The sequence below is a fragment of the Nostoc sp. CENA543 genome, from assembly GCF_002896875.1.
Taxonomy (GTDB): domain Bacteria; phylum Cyanobacteriota; class Cyanobacteriia; order Cyanobacteriales; family Nostocaceae; genus Trichormus.
In genome coordinates, this window is the sequence record NZ_CP023278.1 from 2,847,309 (window position 1) to 2,871,983 (window position 24,675).

Sequence of the window (24,675 nt, forward strand, 5' to 3'; positions counted from 1 at the left end):
TTTACCCAAGGTATTACGCTCATAATACATCATACTTCATAAACTAGGGCAATCCCCAATCCCTAATTAATAGCTAAACTCTCAACCATTTCAATACTTTGGGGTCTTTGTTATAGCGGTAAGTCACGCCGTCCTTAGTAGTGATGGATTTTCCTTGACTGGCTCGGCTTCTAATTGTGCCGAGTGAATAGTCTGTTAATGTCTGCATTTCTTTGTGAGAAAAACCTGTGATTATGTTTGTTATTACAGTGGTTTCTTTAGGCAGGTTATTGATAGTAATTGGAACATTTTCTGGAGGAGGATTATTGACGATTTGTTTCTGCTTTTGATAATCTTCCACAGTCACAAGTTGCCAAGTAGAATTTTCCGATAGTTCTAGAACCCATTGATGATATTGAAATAAACTTTCTCGGTGTCCAACACTAATAAACGTTGTTTTTGTCTCTTGCAATTGTTGATATAAATGCCCTTCATTAGTTAAATCTAAAGCACTCGTTGCTTCATCTAATATAGTGAAGCTAGGATGAGTAATTAATAGTCTTGCAAATGCTAGCCGTTGCTGTTCTCCCAGCGATAATATATTCTCCCAAGGCACTTCTGTATCAAAGCCTTCGACGCGATTTAACACATTTTGTAGGTTAACTTTTTGTAAAACCTCTTTTAGTTGGGCATCGGTCAATTGAAGATTGGTATTAGGATAAAGTAACTGTTCCCGCAGAGTGCCTAAAATGATGTAAGGACGTTGGGGTAAAAATAAGACCTCTTCTAGAGGCGGCCGGACTAAACGACCTGTTCCGGCGTTCCATAAACCTGCGATCGCTCTCAATAAAGAACTTTTACCACGACCACTCGGCCCCACGATTAATAAACCTTCTCCTGGCTGCACAGAAAGTGATAAATCCTCAACAATCACTTGTTCATAATTGGGTGTTTGTAAGGTGACATTTTCAAAAGTAAGATGGTTTTCTTCTACTGTTTTGATTGTACTAACATTTGTTGGCTCTTTCGCCACTTCTTCTAAAGCAGAAGAAAACTCAGATAACCTCTCAACATATATAGAAAATCGACCGGAAACCCCAAATTCGTTGATTAATTCCGCAAGAGAATTAGCAAACAAATATGCACACAATGAAGCTTGACTAATTTCTCCAAAGCCTAGTTGATTTGTAATATACAAGGGGCCTAAGATAAGAAATGGAAATATTTCAATTACAGCCTGATAGCCTCTATTAAAAATGTCTTGATTTCTTTCCCAGTCAATCCTGCGCTGAACATTTTTGACCAATTTAGTAAATCTTTTACCAATGATATTAGACTCTTGTTTCTCTCCCCGAAAAAAAGCCACTGATTCAGCATGGACTCTAACATGAGTCAGGCAATAGTTATAGTCAGCTTTAGATTGTAGTTCTTCTTGATTAATATTATTTAAATGTTGAGTCAAGTATACAGCAACCACATTACCTATAACTGTATAAATAACTAAGATAATGGCGACTTGATGAGAGATTGTCCAAATAATTACGATATAAGCTATGATTTCTAAGATTTTTTCCAAGAAAGTAGTGACAAAAGTCAAAGCATTATTAATAACCGGTTCGATTTCTTGAGACAACCGTTGGTCAGGATTATCAATATCAGATTTAAAATTTATTTTGTAGTATGCTCTTCCATACAAATATTTTGCGAGGATGTGATTATTAAGCCATTGATACCAATCAAGGGAAATTTGCTTCCTCACAAATTTAGAAAACCCGACAAAGGCTGTGACAAATATCAGGGCTACACTATAAATCAATACGGTATCAAAAAACTTAGAAACATCCCTGCCTGTAATAGTAATATCAACTAAATATCGATAAAGAAAATTAGTAAATACATTTAGACTCACAAGTCCAATTATTAGTAGGATGAGGGTAATCAGCATTCCCCAGGAACGAATCACTGCTGAAAATGCTCTTCCTCCCGCCTTGGTCGGATACCAGTAAGGTTCAGTCAGGGCTTTGATATTTTCCCAAAATTGAGTTAAAGCTGAATAAGAGTTTGTTATGGGTTGATCGCGGGAAATTTGAGCTTGCATATTCTAAAAATCTTGTGATTTTGATTTGATGTATGGGAAGCAATTTAATCCTTGTTTGTCAAAGTGAACAGGGGAAAGGGTAATAAAAGACTTTACCCTGCTCCCCTGTCCACCTTCATTTGGTAATTTGAGGTTGTCAAACTACTGTTTATTTATAGTTAGTTAGCCTTATTACCAAATGCCATTTGCTCTGTCATCAATTGGTCATCGATAAAACCACTACTTATGAAGTAAGAAATGTAAGTTTTCAGTAGGTTTTGGTCTAATGCAGGATACATGATATCAGTATTTACTAACCCGTTCATAGTGTTTTGATAGTCGAATTCTGGTTCTTTGTAAGTATCTGCTGTAGTTTTGGGTATGATATGAGACAAGAATCTTAAGTTATCTGGATCAGGCATCTGTTGATGATGTGTAATCTCTGAATGCCATTGCTCTACAGGAATCAGTTGCACAGGGTATCCTAAAGCACAAAGCAATTTAAACAAATGCTTAAGAGGAGTAGAGTCTGGATTAACTAGGTGAAATGCTTTTCCTAGAGATTGCTTTTGCCCTGATAGATGAACAATGATTTTGCTGACATAGTCTACGGGGGTCAGATTATCTTCTAAATCAATATCAGGGGCTATTTTTGTTTGTAAACAACCTTTCACTAGCCTGCACAATAAATCATCTGTGTTACTCACCCCAGTTTGGCTGTGTCCTGTGATTCTTGCAGCTCGATAAATAGCCACAGGAAGTCCCAAATCACGGGCTTGCATCACTAACTGCTCTGCTACCCACTTGCTTTGGACATAGCCGTTATCAAGAACTTGATATTGCTCAAGGGGGTCTGATTCCAGAATTAATCCATCTTCATTGGGAGACGATGCTAATAAAACAGATGTTGTGGAAATGAAATGCAAAGGTTTGACTGTGGTTTCACTAGCTAATCGGATAATTTCTTGTGTCCCCAGGACATTGGCTCCTTTTAAAACAGAGTAAGGATAGATCACATTGATCAAAGCACCACAGTGATAGATCACATCTATCTCACTAGCCAACTGCTGAAACTCTGATGTGGAAAGACCTAAATAGCTTTTTGCTAAGTCTCCAGCTACAGGAATGATCCGCTTTGTGTCAATTCCTTCCCAGAGTTTGTACAACTTAAGTTGACTTTGCAACCTCTGTTGTGCTTGTTGAGCATTGGTAGCTCGAATCAAGCAATAAATATCAGCCTGGGTTTGTTGTAGAAGTTCATCAAGCAAATGAATTCCTAGAAAACCTGTGGCCCCCGTTAAAAATATACGCTGGGGCTGGTGGTAATCATCACAACGCTGTCTGGGGATGTGAATGTTGGGATCTAAGACAACTTCTGCTTTTAAATCTGGGATAGTGCCTCTGGTAATGGTATTCTTCTGGCTGATGTGTAAGCTATCAACCCCTGCTGCCAGTTCTGCGATTGTGGGGTTTTCAAACAGATAACGTAGGGGTAAATCTAGTTGCAAAGCTTCTCTTAATAGAGACATCACCTGTATCGCTCGTAAAGAATTTCCTCCTATGTCAAAAAAGTTGTTGCGAATACCTAGCTGTGTTGTGCCTAAAACACTGCTCCAAATATCTGCTATCAGTTTTTGTGTGGGAGTGGTGGGGAAAACAAAGTTGCTCAGGTCAATCTCTTGGGAGGGTGCGGGGAGGGCGCGACGGTCAACTTTGCCATTAGTCGTGACTGGCAAACCCTCCAGCATCACAAAAGCTGTGGGAACCATGTAACTAGGTAGCTTTTGTTTCAAGAAGCTTTGTAATTCATTTTGGGTTAAGGATGGGTTATCAGAGACAACATAAGCAACCAACTGTTTATTACCTGGTTGGTCTTCTCTGACCATGACCACCTGACAAATCACATCAGGATGCTGAACTAACAAACTTTCGACTTCTCCGATCGCAACACGAAAACCTCGGATTTTCACCACATCATCAAGGCGACCAATAAACTCGATGTTACCATCAGGTAAATAACGTGCCAAATCTCCAGTTTTATAGAGGCGATGGGATTTTTTATCTTTAAACGGGTGAGGAATAAATTTTTCTTGTGTCAAGTCTGGGCGGTTGAGATAACCCCGTGCTATCCGCACACCACCAATGTATAATTCGCCTTTAACCCCAATTGGTACTGGTTGCAGATTAGAATCCAAGATGTAAATTTCTGTATTAGCGACAGGACGACCAATGGGGACTGTATTGGTTTTTTCTGGGTGGAAGTTCTGCACATCATAGACTACGGCTGTCACCGAAGCTTCAGTGGGGCCGTAGGCATTGAGACAAGTGATTCTATCACCTACAAATTGCTGCCACATAGCCACTGTTTCTGGTAAAACTGTATCCCCTCCTACAGTCAATAAACGTAGACTTTGCGGTACTGTGGCATAGGATTGAGATACTGCTACCATCCATTCATGCCAATAGGCGGAAGTGAGAGTCAAGACACTCAGCTGTTGTTGTTCAATAAACTCAGCAAAACTGGCGAAGGAAGAAAACAATTGCGCTGGTCTTAACACGACTGTTCCACCTTTAAACCAGGTGGGGAAAATTTCTTCGACTGCGACATCAAAACCGAATGCCGCAAATTGTAAAACGCGATCGCTACTTGTGAGACTAAAGGCTTCACTAATAGCACTACAATGACTTACTAAGGCGGCATGGGTCAACATCACACCTTTGGGTCTGCCGGTCGAACCAGAAGTGTACAATACACAAGCTAAGTTTTCTGGTACTACTGCACTCACGGGATTTTCTTGATCTTGAGAATTTAGTACATCCCACTCTTGATGTAAGGCAATCACTTTCACCCCTACAACTGGCAAGGAGTTGAGTAAACTTTCCTGTGTAATCAATACTGAAATTTCTGAATCTTCCGAGATGTAAGCTAATCGCTGTTGGGGATAATCAACTTCTAGGGGAACATAACCGCCACCTGCTTTGAGGACGGCTAACAGTGCCACTATCATGGAGAGCGAACGCTCTAAATAAATTCCCACTAATACCTCTGCTCTCACACCTAAAGACTGTAGGTAATGAGCTAATTGATTAGCTTGGGTGTTTAGCTGTTGGTAAGTCAGTTGTTCATTCTCAAACACCACAGCCACAGCATCTGGTGTCAGTTCTGCTTGCTGTGCAAATAATTCATGCAGACATTTACCGACAGGATCATCAGCCTGAGTATCATTCCACTCAAGTAGTAACTTTTGTTGCTCAACTGCTGTTAATATGGGCAACTGGTCAATGGGTGCTTGGGGGTTACTCACCACTGCTTCTAACACAGTCACAAAATGACCAATCATCCTCTCAATAGTGCTGTGGTCAAATAAATCAGTGTTGTATTCCCATACTCCCACTAGTCCGTTAGCAGTGTTCTGCATGAATAAGGTCATATCAAATGCAGCTGTCACCCCTGGAATTGGCAGTGAACTAACAGTTAACCCATTTAACTCCAACTCCGACACAGGGGCATTTTGCAAGTTAAACATGACTTGGAATAGTGGTGTATGGGATAAATCCCGTTCTGGTTGCAATGCTTCCACCAACATTTCAAAGGGCAGGTGTTGATGAGCATAAGCACCCAAAGCCATGTCCCGCACACGAGTCAGCAATTCACTAAAGCTGGGATTACCTGCCAAATTGCTCCGCATGACCAAAGTATTGACAAAAAAGCCAATTAACCCTTCTACCTCCGCGCGATCGCGGTTTGCAATGGGTGAACCCACCAAAATATCTGATTGTCCCGTGTAGCGATACAGTAGGGTATCAAATGCTGCCAACAGTGTCATGAACAGGGTACAACCTTGCTCCTGGCTGAGTTTCACTAATTGATCAGTTAACTCCACTGACAAGGCAAATTCATGAATCGCGCCAGTCACAGTTTGCACCGCAGGTCTGGGACGGTCAGTGGGTAGCGATAATACAGTTGGTGCGTCTTTTAATTGCTGTTCCCAGTACGCGAGTTGGTTTTGTAACACCTCCCCTTGTAGCCACTGTCTTTGCCACAATGCAAAATCTGCGTACTGAATTGCTAGTGGTGCTAGAGGTGAAGGCTGACCTTGAGAATAAGCGTTATATAGTTGTGTTAGTTCTTGAACAAACACACCCATTGACCAACCATCAGAAACAATGTGGTGCATACACACTAACAAGATTTGCTCTGTCTGGTTCAGTAGTATTAATGTCGCTCTAATTAACGTTTGTCTTACCAGGTCAAATCGTTCAAGTGCTTGCTGTTGCAAGAATTGTTGTACAGATGTTTCTTGTTCAGCAGTGGGTAGATGTTGCCAGTCAACAATTGATAGTTGCCAATTAATTTGTGTTTGAATAACTTGAGTTGGTTGTTCGTTAATGGTGATGAAGTTGGTACGTAAAGCTTCGTGGCGATGAATAATTTCTTGTAAGCTTTGTTCGAGTACCTGAAGATTCAGTTTCCCTACCAGACGCAAAGCAGTGGGGATATTGTATAGGACACTATTCTGGTCGAATTGATCCAAGAACCACAAACGCTGTTGAGCAAAAGACATTGGTAACTCGGAAATCTCTGCCCTCGGTAAAATCTGCGGTGCAGATAGTTCTAGCTGTTCTGGCTGTAACTGCCCAATTTTTTGTGCCAATTCAATGACTGTGGGGGCAGTAAACAACTCAGACAAGGGTAGTTCTACTTGAAAAATATTGCGGATGCGTGAAACCAATTGTGTTGCGAGTAAGGAGTGTCCCCCCAATTCAAAGAAGTTATCATAAATACCCACTTGCCCTACTTTCAGCACCTGCGCCCAAACTTGGGCTAACAGTTCTTCAATTGGGTTGTGTGGGGCGACGTATTTTTCTAGCAGTGTGCTGTCTAAGTCTGGTTGTGGTAAGGCGCGGCGGTCGATTTTGCCGTTGGGTGTCAGAGGTAGAGATTCGAGGATGACAAACACACCCGGTATCATGTGTTCTGGTAGTTTGGTTTTCAGGAAGCTACGCAGTTCTTGGGCTACGGGTTGAGAGTCTTGATGTGGTACAACATAAGCGACTAAACGTTTGTTACCAGGGCTATCTTCACGGGCGATCGCTACAACTGATTTAATTTTAGGATATTGGCTGAGGACGGTTTCGATTTCTCCCAATTCGATGCGGAATCCCCGAATTTTTACTTGATTATCAATGCGTTTTATGTACTCAATATTCCCATCTGGTAAATAACGGGCTAAATCTCCAGTTTTATACAATTTTGACTTGCCAAAGGGGTTGGCGATAAATTTTTCGTTGGTCAATTCAGGGCGGTTGAGATAGCCTCGTGCTAGTCCGTCACCGCCAAGGTATAATTCCCCTGGTACACCAACAGGTACTGGTTGTAAATTTTGGTCAAGGATATAAATTTGCGTATTAGTAATTGGGCGACCGATGGGAACAGTTGTAGCTGTTCCTACTAATTTCTCTACCCAGTACCAAGAAGAAAAAGTAGTATTTTCGGTTGGCCCATAAACATGGAGTAATTTTTGAGGAGTTCCTTTTTCTAGGACTTCCTGCACCCATCTAGGATCAACTGCTTCCCCGCCAAACAGTAAGTATTTTAATGAGCTAAACGCTTGCGGGAGATGACTGGCTAGTTGATTGAATAACGCTGTAGTTAAAAATAAGACATTGACTTTGTGTGAACTGATATTGACGGCTAATTCTTCGGGAATCAACAACACGGATTTACTGATGATCACTAGCACTGCTCCGTGTAATAATGCTCCCCAAATTTCAAAGGTGGCGGCATCAAAAGCAATATTTGCGGCTTGTGCAATACGGTCATTAGCTGTGAGTTGGATGTAATTTGTGTTGATCACAAGTCGATTTACAGACTGATGAGTGACGGCGACTCCTTTGGGTGTGCCTGTCGAACCTGATGTATAAATTACATGGGCTAGACTTTCTGCACTGACTGTGATGTTGAGATTATTCTGATTTTCCAGAGATATGCTGTTCCAGTCGCTGTCTAAGCAAACTATACGCCCTTGATATTGAGGAAGGAACTCTCTTAATTTCTCTTGAGTTAGCAAAACTTTGACCTGAGTGTCTGTCAGCATAAAGCTTAAGCGTTCAGTCGGATACTCTGGGTCAATTGGTACATAAGCACCACCAACTTTGAGAATCCCCAATAGTCCCACCATCATTTCTAAGGAACGCTCAACACAAATACCCACCAGTGTATCTGGTTTTACACCCAAGTCCTGCAAATAATGAGCTAATTGATTCGCCCTACAATTCAATTGCTGATAGGTGAGATGTTGATTTTCAAACACCACAGCCACAGCATCCGGTGTTTTCTCCACCTGTTCCTCGAATAACTGATGGATGCACTGATCAACAGGATATTCTGCTTGAGTATTATTCCAGTCAACTAACAACTGCTGTTTTTCCCAGGCTGTCAGCAATGGTAATTGAGAAATTCGCTCATTGGGGTTAGCAACAATTGCTGTCAGCAATGTTTGGAAATGTCCTAACAAACGAGCGATCGCCCCATCATCAAATCGGCTAGTATCATAGCTAATCCTCACTAGTAATTGCTGACCAGGAATCGCTATGATTGTTAGGGGATAATTAGTTTGCTCAATGGCGTGAAGATCGTCTATTGAGAAACCATAATTGTTCTCTGGGGCAGCTTCATTAACTGGATAATTATCAAAAACAACCAGACTCTCAAATAAAGGTGTTCCTCTAGGAACATCACTTAGCCCTTGAATATCTACTAATGAGCTATATGAATACTGCTCAGACTCGACAAGTTGAGTCTGCAAATCCTGCAACAAAGCCAAAACTTCAGTTTCATTTCCCAACTGAACTCGCACTGGCAAAGTATTGATAAATAGTCCTACCATCGACTCAACACCAATCAAAGATGCGGGACGGCCGGACACAGTAGCACCAAAAACTATATCTGTTTCTTGACTGTAGCGATACAGCAGTAATGCCCAAGTCCCCTGCACAACGTTATTCATCGTCAATTGATGCTGTCGGGCAAAAGTCTGTAGGGCGGTTGTCGCTGTCGCGGTTAGTTGAATTTTCTGTTCCCTGTAACTAGCGTCTAACTGTTTACGCTGGGATGAGGGTTTATCGACTGTTAAAGGAGTAGGTGCGGTAAAACCTTGGAGTTTTTGCCGCCAAAATTCTTGGGCTTTGGTCAAGTCTTGCTGCTGTAACCAAGCAATATAGTTGCGGTAGCTTAAAACTGGTGGTCTTGTCTGAGTTTCACCCTGGAGAATTGCTCGATAAAAATACAATAAGTCTTGGAAAATTACAGGTACTGACCAACCATCAAGCAATAAATGATGAAAATTCCACACAAATTGATAGCGATCTGCACTCAATTGTACAAGACTCAAGTGCATTAATGGTGCAGTAGAAAGTTGGAAACCCTGTTGTCGCTGGGACTGCAATAAAGATTCTAGTTTTTGTTGTTGCTGTTGTGGAGATAGGTGCTGCCAATCATAGGTCTGTAGTTTAACATCTACTTGCCGATACACTACTTGCAGTGGCTGTGGCAATTGTTCCCAAATAAAACCAGTCCGCAAAATTGAGTGTCTTGCTACCACTTGCTGCCAAGCTTGTTCAAAGGCTGACAGGTTTAGCTGACCACTCAAATTGTAAATTGACTGCTCAAAATACGCCGGAGAATTGGGAGCATAAAGACTCTCAAATAGCATCCCCTCTTGCATCGGCGAGAGTGGATAAATATCTTCAATATTTCGCCAGTGAGTTTTGCCTGATTGATGTTTGCAAACTAAAGCCAAGGTTTGGTCTAGTTCTAGCTGGTTAAACCTCACGAGTGAGAAATCTGAAGGTGTATAACCTCCATTCTCACCAGATGCACAATGAGCAATTATTTGCTGCAATGTCTGGAAAAACTCTTGTGCCAGATTTTCGATTGTCGCGTGCTGGTGCAGATTTTTGCTGTAAGTCCACTCTATTCGTAACTGTTCTCCCGCAATAATGCTGTCTATTTCTAGTAGATAAGGGCGGTTGTTCTGTAACCCGTGCATTTTTACCGCCGACTCACTAGCTGGCTGCATCCAAGAAGATGTATTGACTTGTTGATCAAATTGACCCAAATAATTAAAACTGATTTGAGCTTGGGGAAATGCCTGTAGTTGGCTAGCAATTTCTGCATCTTGGCTCAGATAGCGTAATAAACCATAGCCAATACCTTTATTGGGAATAGCCCGCAGTTGTTCTTTCACGGATTTTAAGACATCTGCTAGCTTGTCTGTGGCTGGAAGTTCTACAAGCACGGGGAAGATAGTCGTAAACCAACCGACAGTGCGTGATAAATCTACACCATCAACAATATCTTCTCGCCCGTGACCTTCTAAATTAAACAGGACACTGCGAGAGCCAATCCATTTGCTCACAACCAACACCAAGGCAGTTAACAGCACGTCGTTGATTTGAGTGTTGTAAGCTTTCGGCACATCGTGGAGTAAAGCACGAGTTTCTGACTCACTTAAAGATAATAATATGGTGTTGGCGGCTGCAAAATTATTGACTCCTTTTGTCAAGTCTACGGGGATAGAAGGAACTTTGAGGCGAGCTTCGTTGAGCCAATAAGCTACTTCAGATTTGAGGGCTGGGGATTGTGCATAAGCTGTTAATTTCTCAGACCAATCCTTAAAAGAAGTGGTTTTAGGAGGCAACTGAAGGGTTTGACCTTGAGCAAGTTGCTGGTAAGCGGTTTGCAAATCATTTAATAAAATCCGCCACGATACACCATCAATTACCAAGTGGTGGATGACTATGAGTAATTTTACTCTTTTGTCAACCCCCAAATGAAAAAAGGCTACTTGCACTAGATTTTCTGACAGATGCAAATTTGCCTGCAAGACAGCTTCTTGATCTGCAATGGCTGCTTGTTGCTCATTCTCTGGGAGTGCCGATAAATCTATGTAAGAGAAAGCAAGGTGATCATTAGGCGCAGAATAAATTTGTTGCCAGGTTGCATCAGATGGTGTGAAGCGTAGGCGTAGAGCATCATGATGTACCAGTAATTGCTGGAATACTTGCTTTAATGTTTCTGGCTGGAGGTCACAAGGAAATGAGAGTAAAAATGCTTGGTTGAAATGGTGTGCTTCTACTAAATTCTGTTCAAAAAACCAGTGTTGAATGGGAGTTAGAGGGACTAAGCCTGTGACTAATTCCTGTTTGACCTCGATCGCCTCAATTGTACCTGCTACTGCGGCTAAATCAGCGATCGCTTGATGGGCAAACAATTGTTTAAGTGTCAGTTGCAGCCCTGCAAGCTTGGCTTTAGCCAGAATTTGAATACTGAGAATGGAATCGCCACCAAGTTCAAAGAAGTTATCGTAAATACCTACTTGCTTTACCCTCAGCACTTCTGCCCAAATCTGCGCTAGGATTTTTTCGGTTTGATTACGTGGAGCGACAAAACTGACTTCAAGTCCCTCACGAGAGTCTGGTGCTGGTAAGGCGCGCCGGTCTATCTTACCGTTAGGAGTCACAGGTAAAGACTCTAGAATGACAAAAGCATGAGGCAGCATATACTCTGGGAGTTTTTCTTTGAGATATTGGCGCAGTTCACTCATGGTTACTGTATGGTGTGGCACCACGTAGGCGACTAGTTGCTTCTGCCCAGGGATATCTTCACGCACAATGACACAGGATGTCTGTACTTCAGGATTGCGGTTGAGTGCGGTTTCGACTTCGTCCAACTCAATGCGGAATCCACGTATTTTTACTTGATTATCAATGCGACCCAAGTATTCGATGTTGCCATCAGCACCCCATCTTGCTAGGTCGCCAGTTTTGTAAATGCGCTCAACTTGACCAAATAGATCAATTTCAATAAATTTTTCAGCAGTAATTTCGGGACGATTTAAATAGCCTCTAGCTAAACCAACCCCAGCAATACACAATTCCCCTGGTATTCCTGGCGGTAATACTTGATGATGTGCATCTAAAATATAGATGCGGAGATTAGATATTGGTTTACCGATGGGTGGTTTTTTGCCATTGGGTTGACAAAGAAATATAGTAGCCGTCACTGTGGATTCTGTTGGCCCGTAGCAATTGTAGAAACGTCTCTCCGTTCCCCACTGATTAACTATTTCAGTTGTACAAGCCTCACCACCGGCTGTGAGACATTGCAAATCAGGTAAACTCGCTTTCGGTAAGACAGATAAGGCCGAAGGAGATAAAAAGCTATGGGTAATTTTGTTTGCTGTTAAAAAGTCAACTAAGCTTTGACTAGGCAATAAAGTTTCTTTATTGGCCAAATACAAACAAGCACCTGTGACGAAAGCCGTGGTAATTTCAGCTACAGATAAATCAAAACTAAAAGAACCAAATTGCAACAAACGGCTGTGGTTTTGAACTTGGAAGGTTTTAGCCCATGTCAAACTTAAATTGACAATGGCGCGATGCTCAATCATTACCCCCTTGGGTCTTCCTGTAGAACCGGAGGTATAAATTACGTAGGCTAAATTATCAGGCTGAGTTTGGCGACTGGGATTTTCAGTTAACGCTAAGTTAAAAGTGTTTTGGTCTAAACAAATGACCTGACAAGGGTTTTCTCGGTTATCTAAGGGTAATTGACTTAATAGTGACTTTTGAGACAGCAACAAAGACACTTGAGCATCTTGCAACATCAAGCTTATACGCTCAGGAGGATATTCTGGGTCAATTGGCAGATAAGCCCCACCAGCTTTAAGAATCCCCAACAGTCCGATCGCCATTTCTAGCGATCGCTCCACACAAATACTTACTAGTACGTCTGGTTTTACACCCAAAGACCGCAGGTGATGTGCTAATTGATTAGCCCGACAATTCAATTGGTGGTAAGTTAATTGCTGATTTTCAAACACCACAGCCACAGCATCCGGTGTTTTCTCTACCTGTTCCTCAAATAACTGATGCAGACATTTATCTTGGGGATAATCTGTATGAGTGTGATTCCACTCCACTAACAATTGATGCTGTTCTTTTTCAGTCAGCAAAGGCAATTGTCGCACTTTTTGTTGGGGATCTTTGACTATTGCTGCTAACAAACTCTGGAAATGACCAATCATCCTGGTAATTGTGTCGGGTGTGAATAGGTCACTGTTATATTCCCAAAACCCCTTTAATCCCTTTTTAGTCTGCCAAGCTGAGACACTCAAGTCGAACTTGGACGTACCCCGGTCAATGATTTCTGGAGTCAGACTAATACCAGGTAACTCTAAAGTTTCCAGGGAGAAATTTTCTAGAACAAATAACGCCTGAAACAAGGGATTATAGCCCAGAGAACGTTCTGGCTGTAATGCTTCTACTATTTGTTCAAATGGGATGTCTTGGTGTGCGTGGGCATCCCAAACCACAGACCGGACTTTTTCTAGCAACTGTGAGAAACTAGGATTGCCTTCTAACTGGGTACGCAAAACCAAGGTATTGACAAAAAAGCCAATTAGTGAATCAATTTCTCGGCGATCGCGGTTAGCAAAAGGCGAACCAATGCAAATATCATCCTGACCACTATAACGATGCAGTAAAACAGCAAAAGCTGTCAGCAGCGTCATAAACAAGGTGACACCTGACTGTTGGCTCAGGGTAACAAGCTCAGAGGTTAAATCTTCATCAATTTGAAATGCAATCGTCGCACCAGCAAAAGTCTGCACTGGGGGACGGGGATAATCTGTTGGTAACTCCAACAAAGGCGGTGCGCCAGCTAACTGTTGTGTCCAGTATTCTAGTTGCTTTTCTTGAACTTCTTGAGTTAACCATTCACGCTGCCACACAGCGAAATCAGCATATTGTATTGCTAATGCCGGTAAGGGATTGGGCTTTCCTTGAATAAAGGCTGAATACAGTGCTTCTAATTCTCGGAAGAATATCCCCATTGACCAACCATCTACAACGATGTGGTGCATGGTGATAATCAATAGGTGAGATTCTGGTGTTTGCCGTAGTAAAGTGACTTTTACTAAGGAATCTGTACCTAAATCAAAAGACTGACTTACTTCCTGAGTGATGATTTTTTGTACAGCAGTTTCTGTGCATTCCTGCACATCTATTACAGGAATGCTGATAGTTAAATTAGGTCTAATAAGCTGAAGGGGAATACCTTCTACCGTCGGAAAGTTAGTACGTAAAGCTTCATGACGACGAATAATTTCGTTAATGCTCTGTTCTAAAGCTGTGACAGATAGTTTACCAACAATTCTTAACTGGAAACTCTCATTATAAAATGTGCTTTCTCCATCTAATTGCGAAAGAAACCACATTCTCTGCTGGGCAAAAGATAAAGGTAAATCTTTATTTCTAGAAACTGGATCTAAAGATAACGAAGTTAATTGTGTAGCTGTTTGTGCTTCCTGTAAAAAAGCGATAATTTCTGCTTTACGTTCCTTAAGTTGCTCTTTTATCTCTGCTGTCATTGCTCCTTTAGGAGCGCGATAGCGTAACTGATCATCCTCAATCCAGATTTTAATATCTAAAGTATTTAGTAAAGATAAGAATTCAAATATAGCCATTTTATAAATAATCCTCTTCGTAATCTTCTGCGAGTGTTTCAGTCAAGGAATTTTTATTTTGAGTTACTGCTTGAATTGCTAGAATTGTCTGAGATAAATCAGCAATGGTAGGTGCTTGAAACAAACGCTGTAAAGATAATTCCACAGCGAAATATTCGCGCAACAGAGCAATCACTTGACCAGCTAATAAGGAATTTCCTCCTAACTCGAAAAAGTTGTCGTGAATGCCTAGCAGTTGCACTTTCAGAACTTGCTGCCAACATTGAGCAATTTTAATCTCTATTTCGTTGCGTGGTTCTATTCGCTCTCTAGTTTCCTGAGACTTAATGTTGTTAATAAGGCTAACACGATCAATTTCACCATTTTCCCGGCAAGGAATGTCTGGAATTTGTACCAAGTTGCAATTACAAGCATGACCAAAGCGGTCTTGCACTCGTAAATTTGATAATTTAACTTCGTTAATTCTAGAAGTAAAATAAGCAGTTAACTTTTGTAAGTTAAAGATTTGAGACTGCCAACATTGAATGTTTTGATTACTCCCATCCAAACCTATCAATATATTTGTTTGTTGATGTTGTAGACTAGCAATCATTGAAGATATGGCTTGGGAAGCAGACATGATATAGAAACCTTTAGCGCGGATGAGATTCTTCATCTGATATCCTTGGCTCATGCCTCTGTCATCCCACATACTCCAACTAAGACAATAGCTGGCTAATTTACTCTGGGCATTTTGGTAATGAGAAAAACTATCCAAAAAACTATTAGCAGCACCATAAGCTCCGACAGCAGTAGCACCAAAAAAACCATTTACTGAAGAAAAGTTAATAAAAATACTGTCTTGATTGTGTTTAATTAATTGATGCAGCACCCAAGCTCCCAAAACTTTTGGACGAAGTATAGACTTTAAGCTTTCTTGAGTTTCATCAATTACAAGTTGCTCATGAAAAGTTCCAGCTAAATGCAGTATGCCATCCAGGTTTTTACCCCATTGGGCTTGAGCTTTTTCAACTGTGATTTGTAACTGTTTTAAATTACAAATATCCACAGCTTCGTAGATTAACTCTCCCCCAATTTGTTTTAATTCTTGATAGACTTTGAGGCGTTTTTCTGAAGTTAATGGGGTTCTGCCCACTAACAGTAATTTGGCTTGATAATGCTGCAATAAATACCGCGCGACTTCGACTCCTATACCACCAAGTCCGCCGGTGATTAAATACATCCCACCTTGTTTGAAGGTAATTGCAGATGGAGATTGGCTGATAAAATCAACTTTTTCTAGCCGGGGAACAAAACGCTGCCCATTTCTATAAGCCACTTCTCGTTCCTTGGCATAAATTTGGATTTCTTTTAAGATAAATTCTCCATTTTGTTCCGCTTCAGCAAAGGGTAAATCAATGTGGCGACAATTCAACCAAGGTAATTCTTGGGGAATGGTTTTTAGTAGCCCTAATACTGCTGATTTCTCATAAGCTATGGAGTCATCTGAGGAAATAGCCTGGATATGAGAAGAAATAAATAGTAATTGGACTGAATGATCCGCACCTTGAACTTTGGCTAAAGCTTGAGTCAAAAACAATAAACTATATATGCCGTATTCTTGTGCTTGTTCTAAAGTATCAATGCTTTTGACTTCGCCAATATATTGGTTATAAGTCCATAGGTGAAGAATTTGCCCAATGATAATATTATCTGCTGCTAGTGATTCAAGTAAAAGTTGGTAATCTTTGGCTTGTCCTGCTGTAATGGTGTAGTGTGTGTGATTGATTTTGCGGAAATCTTCTCCAGGTGTAACACTTATGTATGGCAGGTTATGTTCTGACAATACTTGACATACATAAGAACCCAAACCGTCAGCATCTAAAAATACTAATGTGGCATTAGTAACAGTGAAAACAGAATCAATAGTAATGGGATTTTTGAGTTGCCATACTTGACGGTAGAACCAGTTTGGAATGGTATTGGCATTACCGAGTAATATATCAATGCGTTTAGTAATTGATTGAAACTCACCTTTTTGGAAGCGTTGGCTGAGTTGCGATCGCTGAATTTTTCCTATGGCAGTTTTTGGAATAATTTCTTTATCTACTGGAATTAAATAATCAGGATTTATTCCTGCTTTGTTGACAACAGCAGTACGAATTTCTCTGAGCAGATTTAACAAACTAACATCATCAGTCACAGAAGTATGGAAAAAGATTGCTAGTTTATCTGTATTAATTCCAGGTTGTCTGACTGCACAAGCTGCCGTATATGAAACTTCTACTCCTGCTAATTCTTCAACAGCAGCCTCAATTTCGTGACAGTAGTAGTTCAATCCATTAATAATAATGACATCTTTGATTCTTCCGGTAATAGTTAAACGTCCTTGATCAAGAAAACCTAAATCTCCTGTGTTAAACCAACCATCAGCCGTAAAAACTTCTTGATTTGCTTGGGGATTTTGATAATAACCATTAGTAACAGACGCACCTTTTACCTGTAAACGACCAATAGTATTTTCTGCCACTATTTGTTCATTTTCATCAACAATGCGTAATGAAGCTCCAGCAATTGGTAGTCCTAATTCTACAAATGAAGTGTCATCCGATGAAGATTCAAGGGAAAAACTATCAGAATAGGTAATACCTGAAGAAGTTTCACACATTCCAAAAGCTGGGTGAATAGCATCAGTCGGTAAACCGTGACGACTTAGTAATTTTAAGAAATTTCTGGCTGTTTTAGTGACAATCGGCTCCCCAGCGTTGATGATAAACTTCATTGAGGATAAATCCCAATTCTGACGATTGATTTCAGAAGTGCGATCGCAAATTAAGGAAAAAGCAAAGTTAGGAGACCAACTAATGGTAGCTTGATGTTTATCAATCAAATCTAGCCACAGGAGTGGTTTCTGCACAATTAGGTTAGTAGGTACATGAATTTGCTGACAACCTAAACTCACAGCCATAATACTCAGCGAAACTAGCGCACCCACATGATCTAAAGGCATCCAGTTTAAAACGCTTTCCTGACTGGAAAAATCACCCATTAAAATTAATCCAGTCGTCATACTCAAAATGTTGTGATGATTCAACATCACACACTTGGGTATTCCAGTGCTGCCTGAAGTCAAAAGCAATATTGCTAAATCCTCTGGCTGACTTTGATGGTAATTTAAATCTGGTTGATATTCACGTAATTTATTAATAGTTGCAATTTGAAAATTTTCTAAGTTTAACAAGCTGAAAAAATCATCAATATTGTTAGCTAAAGCAGCACTCGTCAAAATCAGAGGTTTCCCCAACATTTGCCAAGTATTTTGCAGTTTGCTGGCGGTACTATTAGCTAATTCATAGTTTGGGGCAATGGATACTGGTACAGGAACAAAACCCCCCAGAACACAAGCCCAAAAAGCACAGATAAAATCTTGATTATCTTCTAGTTGAAAAATTACTTTATCTTGGGGTTTGAGTCCTAGTTTTCTCAACCCAGCTAAAATGCGTTGAGCATCTTGCCATAATTCTTTGTAAGATTGAACTTGCTCACTGCCGTCAGCTTGAATGTAAATAATCCCTTTAGTGGAATTTTCCGAGGTTTTTTTTAATACTGCTGTTAAAGTCTGAGGCGCATCTTCAGAAGATTTTAGGGGTTCACCGTGACTAATAGCTAACTTTTTTGATGAAGCAGAATTTTCGTTTGCTATTGTCAGACTATGGGTGTTTGGTTGTATCGCTTGGCTATTTGTATCGAGATTTACTTGAGTCTCACCTAGTAAATCATCTAAATGTAGAGGGGAAATATTTTTAATAACAGGTTCGACAACAACCGCGACACGCTCAATTTCTGGTAATGACTCTAATTGCTTTTCTAAACTACGCATTAACTCAGAGTCAATTACTTCTAAATTGGCTAGAGTTACTTCATCTACTTCCCCTGCGGCTGTTAGGGGTATGGTAGAGATTGGCACAAATATTGTAGGTATCAATTCTTGAGGCAGAATTGTTTGCAGATGAGATGATAATTGTTCTGATGCAAATAAACCTGATGGCACTACATAAGCAACTAATTCCTGTTTTTGCTTTTGCGTTTGTCTTTCTCGGACTATACAATCACTGACAGTCAAACTCGACAAAATAGCAACTTCTATTTTTCTATAGAGAAAATTTTTGTCATTGGGGGTTGCTAAAGTTTGACTATGATCATTTAACTGCATTAGCCTTAATATCCTTATTAATATTTATTATTGATAAATTTAAAGTATTTTTTAAATTTAAAGTTATTATTTTTATTTATTAATTAATTTTTACGATTATTCAGCAGATAGATAATCTCAGTTTTAGCAATAAAATGCAATAGTAGTTAAGACATTTAGTCAGACAGTTAAGAAATTTAAGTAGACAGTTAAGACATTTAAGAAGAGTAAAAATATTTAAAAATTAAGAATTAACAGTTTTTTCAGTAAGCAAATATGATTTATCTACCAATGCAAAATTCAAAATACCCTACGATTACTCTTCTCATTCAGAGAAACTAATGCGAACGAAAACGCTTTGGCGATCGCAGTACCGTTTTGTCTAAGAGCGTGTTTGAAAAGTGCTTGGCTGTGATTTTAGACACTTGTTGATCCCCCCTAACCCCCCTTAAAAAGGGTGGAATAAGAATCAAAGTCCCCCTTTTTAAGGGGAGCCACTGCGTTGGACGGGTTTCCCGGCTTAAAGGAGGCAGTGCGGTGGACGGGTTCCCCGGCATAAAGCAACTGCCGTCAAGTGGCGTGGATTTAGGGGGATATAACTAACCATATTCTCCACCTAGCAAAAAGATGTGTCTACACTGTAACTTACAAGGAGAGAGCCTTGAAAATTCCCCCTTCCCTAGTAGGGAAGGGGGTTAGGGGGTTAGGTTTCGCGTTAGCTTTTCTACATAAAGTAACAATTAAGATAGATAAATCAATGTGACAGATTTAGCTGGAGAAATTCTTAAATACCTGTCAAAAATACAGAATTAAAATTAGAGTGTAATTATACAGACTGTAATTCTGAAATTTCTAATACTATGACGGGCATCGAGTCTTTAGCAATATCAGTTGTTAGCGGTGTAGCAGTTCCAATCTTTCAAATCCTTTGGGAAGGTGGCGGGAGAGGTATAAGATTTTTTAGCAAAAGCCTAGATGAAAAAACTAGGGAAATTATTTTTGCAGCATCAAAACAATATGTTGAAAATTACCAAGAACGGCACGGTATTCTTAAAGTCTTAGGAATGCGTGAACCTGTACAATTAGAATCTCTCTATACAGCAGTGCAATTTTTAAGTGATGACACTATTCAGAGTTTTGAATCTATCGAGAATTTAGAAAAATTTTATCGAGAAGCAAAAAGTCGGAGATTTCAATCTAAAGATATTTCTAGACAAGCAGGAACTAAAGTTGCTAATGAAACGCAATATCTTATGGTACTTGGTAGCCCTGGTGCTGGTAAATCTACTTTTTTGCGGAAGATGGGTTTGGAGGCACTGAAAGGGAAAAGAGGAGGATTTAAACACAGTTGTATTCCTGTATTTATTGAACTCAAAAGATTTACATCTAGTGATATAGATATTGAAAAAATTATTGCAGAAGAATTTAGTATTTGTGGATTTCCATCGCCTGATAAATTTACAGCTAAGGCTTTAGAAGAAGGTAGACTGCTGATTTTATTGGATGGGTTGGATGAGATACCAACTCAGAATTTAACTGACGCTATTAATCAAATCCAAAACTTTGTTGATAAGTACGATGGTAATCGCTTTATTGCCTCCTGTCGTACTGCTGCTCATCGTAACTGTTTTCGTCGCTTTAGCGATGTGACTATGGCAGATTTTGATGATGAACAGATTCAGAAATTTATTACTAATTGGTTTCAATCAGAAGCCGATAAACAAGCAAATACAGGTGCTAAATGCTGGGAATTGCTCCAGAAACCAGAAAACTCTGCTGCTAAAGAGTTAGCACACACACCTTTATTGCTAACTTTTTTGTGTTTAGTATATGACCGTTCCCAAAACTTTCCTGATAATCGCAGTGTGCTTTATAAAAAAGCATTGCGGATATTGCTAGAAGAATGGGCATCAGAAAAGCGGATTCTGCGCGATGAAATATATCAAGGACTGCATACAGAATTAGAAGAAATATTATTATCAGAAATTGCTTATACGGGTTTTGAGTCTGATAGGTTATTCTTTTCTCAGCGTGATATTGTGCAGCAAATCAAGACATTTTTAGCCAGTAATTTAAATGCTCCTCAACATTTAGACGGGGAAGCTGTTCTAAAAGCTATAGCTGTGCAGCAAGGAATTTTAGTAGAAAGGGCAGAAGATGTATTTTCTTTTTCTCACCTCACACTACAAGAATATTTAACAGCACAATATATCGATGACCATCGCCTAGTTGAAAAATTAGTTACAGAACATCTGATAGATGAACGTTGGAAGGAAGTGTTTTTACTCGTCGCGGGTTTAATGCGTGGTGGTGCAGATGATTTGCTGTTGTTGATGGAAAAGGAAGCGCAGAAGTATCTTAACTCCAACAAAGTTCGAGATTTATTGAATTGGGCAGAACAAGTGACAACTGGCTCACCAGGAAATTATAAATCAGTTGGTAAACGTGCAGTAGCAATTGCGATCGCTTACGCCATCGCCATCGCCAATGCCAACCCCAACGCCATCGCCAACGCCATCGCCAACGCCATCGCCAACGCCATCGCCAATGGCAATGCCAACGTTTACGCCAACGCCAAAGCCATCTCCTACGCCAACGCCATTGCCAACGCTATCGCCTATGCCTACGCCATCGCCTACGCTATCGTCAACGCCATCGTCTACGCCATCGCCATCGCCAAAGCCAAAGTCAACGCCATCAATGAGTCTATTCGATACACTGGTGAACTTGAAAAAATTCAAATTTTGAAGAACGTCAATTTGACGGCACTCATTACTCAATTAAAAGCACTAAAAATGCAACTTCCTGATGATCAACAGCTAAAAAACATCAAACTTGCATTTGCTCAAAACCTCCAAACAACTTTACTTGATGCGTTTCACCTTACACCAGAAATGATCGCCTTATCTGATGCAGAATTTAAAGCGTTAGAAAATTATCTTTACGCCAACGACCTCATTATTAAATGCAAACAAGCAGCAGTGCGGGTGTCTCCCCAAACCTGGGATGCAATTGAGGCGCGAATGTTATTGCCTCTCCCAGTAGTTGATCAACAATAGAGATATGAAGCCGAATCAAATCTTGTAAATGTTGATATGGCAGCCCTAAATCGTTGAGCAACAAGATCCCCGACTTCTCAAAGAATTTGGGTATCTGGACACCGCGAATTATCACGAATCAGCTAGGACGGCTATATATCGTTAATTGGCGTTGCTGATTAGTAGGATGTTTTTTGTTTCACGCAAAGGCGCATTCGCCGTAAGGCGTTCCCGCAGGGTAGACACAAAAAATCGATAGTTAACTTTGCTAAAAAGGCTTAATTCATCCCATCGTTAATTTAATGAGGTAATTGTGCAATGGATAAATTAGCAAAATATCGAGAATGCGTACAGAGTTTATTAACTCGTTATGCCAATGAAGATATGACTAATAGCGATGTAGAAGTACAACTAATTTTTGATGAACAACGCGACCATTATCAGTGGATGAATGTGGGATGGGAAGAATTGAAGCGTGTTTATCGATGTATTATTCATTTTGATATCAAAGATGGAAAAATCTGGCTTCAGCAAAATTTAACTGATCAAAATCCAGCAGAAGAGTTGGTATTAATAGGAATACCACGCGAGGATATTGTTTTGGGTTTGCAACCTGCATATAAACGGCAGTATACAGAATACGGTGTGGCGTAGGCTGGTAATGGTGGCTGGATTTTACCCTCTTGCGCCTCTACGGTCTTCACGTCTAAATTAAATGCCTAACAGATATTGTCCCTATTTGCCGTTAGTGTTGTTTTATGATGGTGTCATTTAAACAATCGCTGCTTTATTCCCAATGGTGAACACTAATCCCATTGCCACATTCTACGTCAACCCAGCTACGGGTAAAGACACTAACTCTGGTTTACGGCAAAGTCCATTTAAAACCCTGACTCGTGCTTTAAAAGTGAGTTCCCCGGCAATTATTCAATTGGCCACGGGGACTTACAGTAGTGCTAATCAGGAAGTTTTTCCCCTGATTATCCCAGAAGGGGTAACGGTAATTGGTAATGAAGCAAATAAGGGTGCAGGTATCGTCATTTCTGGTAGTGGAGAATATCCCAGCCCTAGTTTTGGGGTGCAGAATGTCACTTTAGTGTTATTAAATCAAACTAGTCTCAGGGGCGTGACTGTTACTAATCCCGTTGCTAAGGGAACAGGGGTTTGGATTGAATCAGCCGCCACCCAGGTAGCTAATAATACTTTTACTAACTGCGGTCGAGAAGGGGTATTTACTAGCGGTAGTGCCAAACCCGCTATTCTTGACAATGTATTTTTGCAGAATGCCGCCAGTGGTTTATTTATGGCGCGCAACAGTAAAGGGGAAGTTTTACGGAATGTTTTACAAAAAAATCCTTTAGGTATAGCTATTAGTGATTTTGCTGCCCCTATCATTACCCATAATAAACTTTCAGATAATCGGACAGCGATCGCTCTATCTCGCAATGCCCGGCCGGTGTTGCGTCATAATCTGATTCTCAAAAATACTCAAGGCGGGTTACTCGTCAATGAAAATGCTGTCCCCGATTTGGGTAATACTCAAGATGTCGCCGGTAATGTGTTCAGTGACAATGGCGGCTTTGATATTCAAAATAACTCGACACAGCCTTTGATTTCTGTGGGTAATCAGTTAAATCCTACCCAAGTCAAAGGACAAGTGAATTTTTTGGCGGCTGTGATTGATCAGCCAATTCAGTCAACTAATACTAATTTAGTTGATATTGCCGGACATTGGGCGGCGGCTTTTGTGGAGGCGTTAGTCAATAAAGGCTTAATTAGTGGCTTTCCTGATGGCACTTTTGCCCCTAATGCACCCATCACCCGCGCCCAATATGCGGCGATAATTGCCAAAACTTTTAATTTACCCACGAAAAATCAACCCAGTCCGTTCAAGGATGTCAAATCTGACTTCTGGGCAGCCTCAGCCATTACTAAAGCCGCCCAAATGGGGTTTATTAGCGGTTTTCCTGATGGGACGTTTCGCCCTGGGCAAAATCTCACTAAGGTACAAGCGATAGTCTCTGTGGTTAATGGTTTACAACTTAGTGGTGGTAGTCCGAATGTTTTGAGTGTATATCGCGATCGCGCTCAAATTCCCAGTTATGCCACCAACCCCATCGCCACCGCCACAGAAAAACAATTGGTGGTGAATTATCCTGCAACAGACCAACTCGAACCCCTGCGAGATATTACCCGTGGCGAAATCGCTAGCTTAATTTATCAAGCTTTGGTCACAAGCGGCCAAGAAAAGGCGATCGCTTCACCTTATATTGTCAAAGTGGATGTAGCTTTACCCACCTTCACCGACCTCAGTGGACATTGGGCAGAAGCATTTATTCACGGTTTAGCGAATATGGGGATGACGCATGGCTTTGCTGATGGCAGTTATCAACCCAATAAACCCATGACTCGCGCCCAATATGCGGCTTTAGTGGCGGGTGCATTCAATCCTGCACCCAAAAGACCAGCGACAGAGTTTATTGACGTACCCAAGGAATTTTGGGCTTATCAGGCACTACAAATTGCGGCTAGTGGCGGGTTTGTCAGTGGTTTTAGCGATCGCACTTTTCGCCCAGACCAAAATGTCCAAAGGCTACAAGTCATTGTTTCTCTAGTGAATGGCCTGGCATTATCAGCAAATAATAGCAGTGATGTCACTTATACTGATAGTAACACCATCCCTGAATATGCCCGTAAAGCTGTAATTACAGCCACCCAAAACAAAATCGTCGTTAACCACCCAGATCCCAAACTCCTCGCACCCACCAGGGAAGCGACTAGGGCGGAAGTAGCGGCAATGGTTTATCAGGCTTTAGTGGCAATTCAACGTGCGCCAAGTATTAATTCACCCTATATAATTTCGACAGTTAGCAGCTAAAC

The 24,675-nt window shown here is 40.7% G+C and carries 6 protein-coding genes; 3 read left to right on the forward strand and 3 right to left on the reverse strand.

Annotated elements, in window-relative coordinates; translation table 11 throughout:
• Window positions 1-73: 73 nt before the first annotated feature.
• The 3 genes from CLI64_RS11805 to CLI64_RS11815 all read right to left on the reverse strand — a co-directional run bounded on the left by CLI64_RS11805 (window position 74) and on the right by CLI64_RS11815 (window position 18,778).
• Window positions 74-2,077: an ABC transporter ATP-binding protein/permease gene (locus CLI64_RS11805; RefSeq protein ID WP_103137406.1), complete on the reverse strand. Its 2,004-nt coding sequence runs from the start codon at window positions 2,075-2,077 to the stop codon at window positions 74-76.
• A gap of 158 nt (window positions 2,078-2,235) precedes the next feature.
• Window positions 2,236-14,586, reverse strand: coding sequence for a non-ribosomal peptide synthetase (locus tag CLI64_RS11810; protein ID WP_103137407.1), 12,351 nt, complete (start codon window positions 14,584-14,586; stop codon window positions 2,236-2,238).
• Between the two features lies 1 nt (window position 14,587).
• On the reverse strand, window positions 14,588-18,778 hold the full coding sequence (locus CLI64_RS11815) for an SDR family NAD(P)-dependent oxidoreductase (protein ID WP_103137408.1): 4,191 nt from the start codon (window positions 18,776-18,778) through the stop codon (window positions 14,588-14,590).
• 839 nt (window positions 18,779-19,617) lie between these two features.
• Between CLI64_RS11815 and CLI64_RS11820 the strand changes: the two genes are divergently transcribed.
• The 3 genes from CLI64_RS11820 (at window position 19,618) to CLI64_RS11830 (ending at window position 24,673) form a co-directional block, all read left to right on the forward strand.
• Window positions 19,618-21,816 (forward strand): NACHT domain-containing NTPase, encoded by a 2,199-nt coding sequence (locus CLI64_RS11820; RefSeq protein WP_103137409.1) that lies wholly within the window; start codon window positions 19,618-19,620, stop codon window positions 21,814-21,816.
• Window positions 21,817-22,113: 297 nt separating this feature from the next.
• On the forward strand, window positions 22,114-22,449 hold the full coding sequence (locus CLI64_RS11825; protein ID WP_103137410.1) for a XisI protein: 336 nt from the start codon (window positions 22,114-22,116) through the stop codon (window positions 22,447-22,449).
• Window positions 22,450-22,591: 142 nt separating this feature from the next.
• Complete coding sequence (locus CLI64_RS11830; RefSeq protein WP_103137411.1) at window positions 22,592-24,673, forward strand: DUF1565 domain-containing protein; 2,082 nt, start codon at window positions 22,592-22,594, stop codon at window positions 24,671-24,673.
• The last annotated feature ends 2 nt before the right edge of the window (window positions 24,674-24,675 follow it).

What these genes read in the sequence shown, in the direction of transcription:
- CLI64_RS11805 (WP_103137406.1), bottom strand. Translation starts at nt 2,077, where the DNA reads ATGCAAGCTCAAATTTCCCGCGATCAACCCATAACAAACTCTTATTCA.
- CLI64_RS11830 (WP_103137411.1), top strand. Translation starts at nt 22,592, where the DNA reads ATGGTGAACACTAATCCCATTGCCACATTCTACGTCAACCCAGCTACG.
- CLI64_RS11810 (WP_103137407.1), bottom strand. Translation starts at nt 14,586, where the DNA reads ATGGCTATATTTGAATTCTTATCTTTACTAAATACTTTAGATATTAAA.
- CLI64_RS11820 (WP_103137409.1), top strand. Translation starts at nt 19,618, where the DNA reads ATGACGGGCATCGAGTCTTTAGCAATATCAGTTGTTAGCGGTGTAGCA.
- CLI64_RS11825 (WP_103137410.1), top strand. Translation starts at nt 22,114, where the DNA reads ATGGATAAATTAGCAAAATATCGAGAATGCGTACAGAGTTTATTAACT.
- CLI64_RS11815 (WP_103137408.1), bottom strand. Translation starts at nt 18,778, where the DNA reads ATGCAGTTAAATGATCATAGTCAAACTTTAGCAACCCCCAATGACAAA.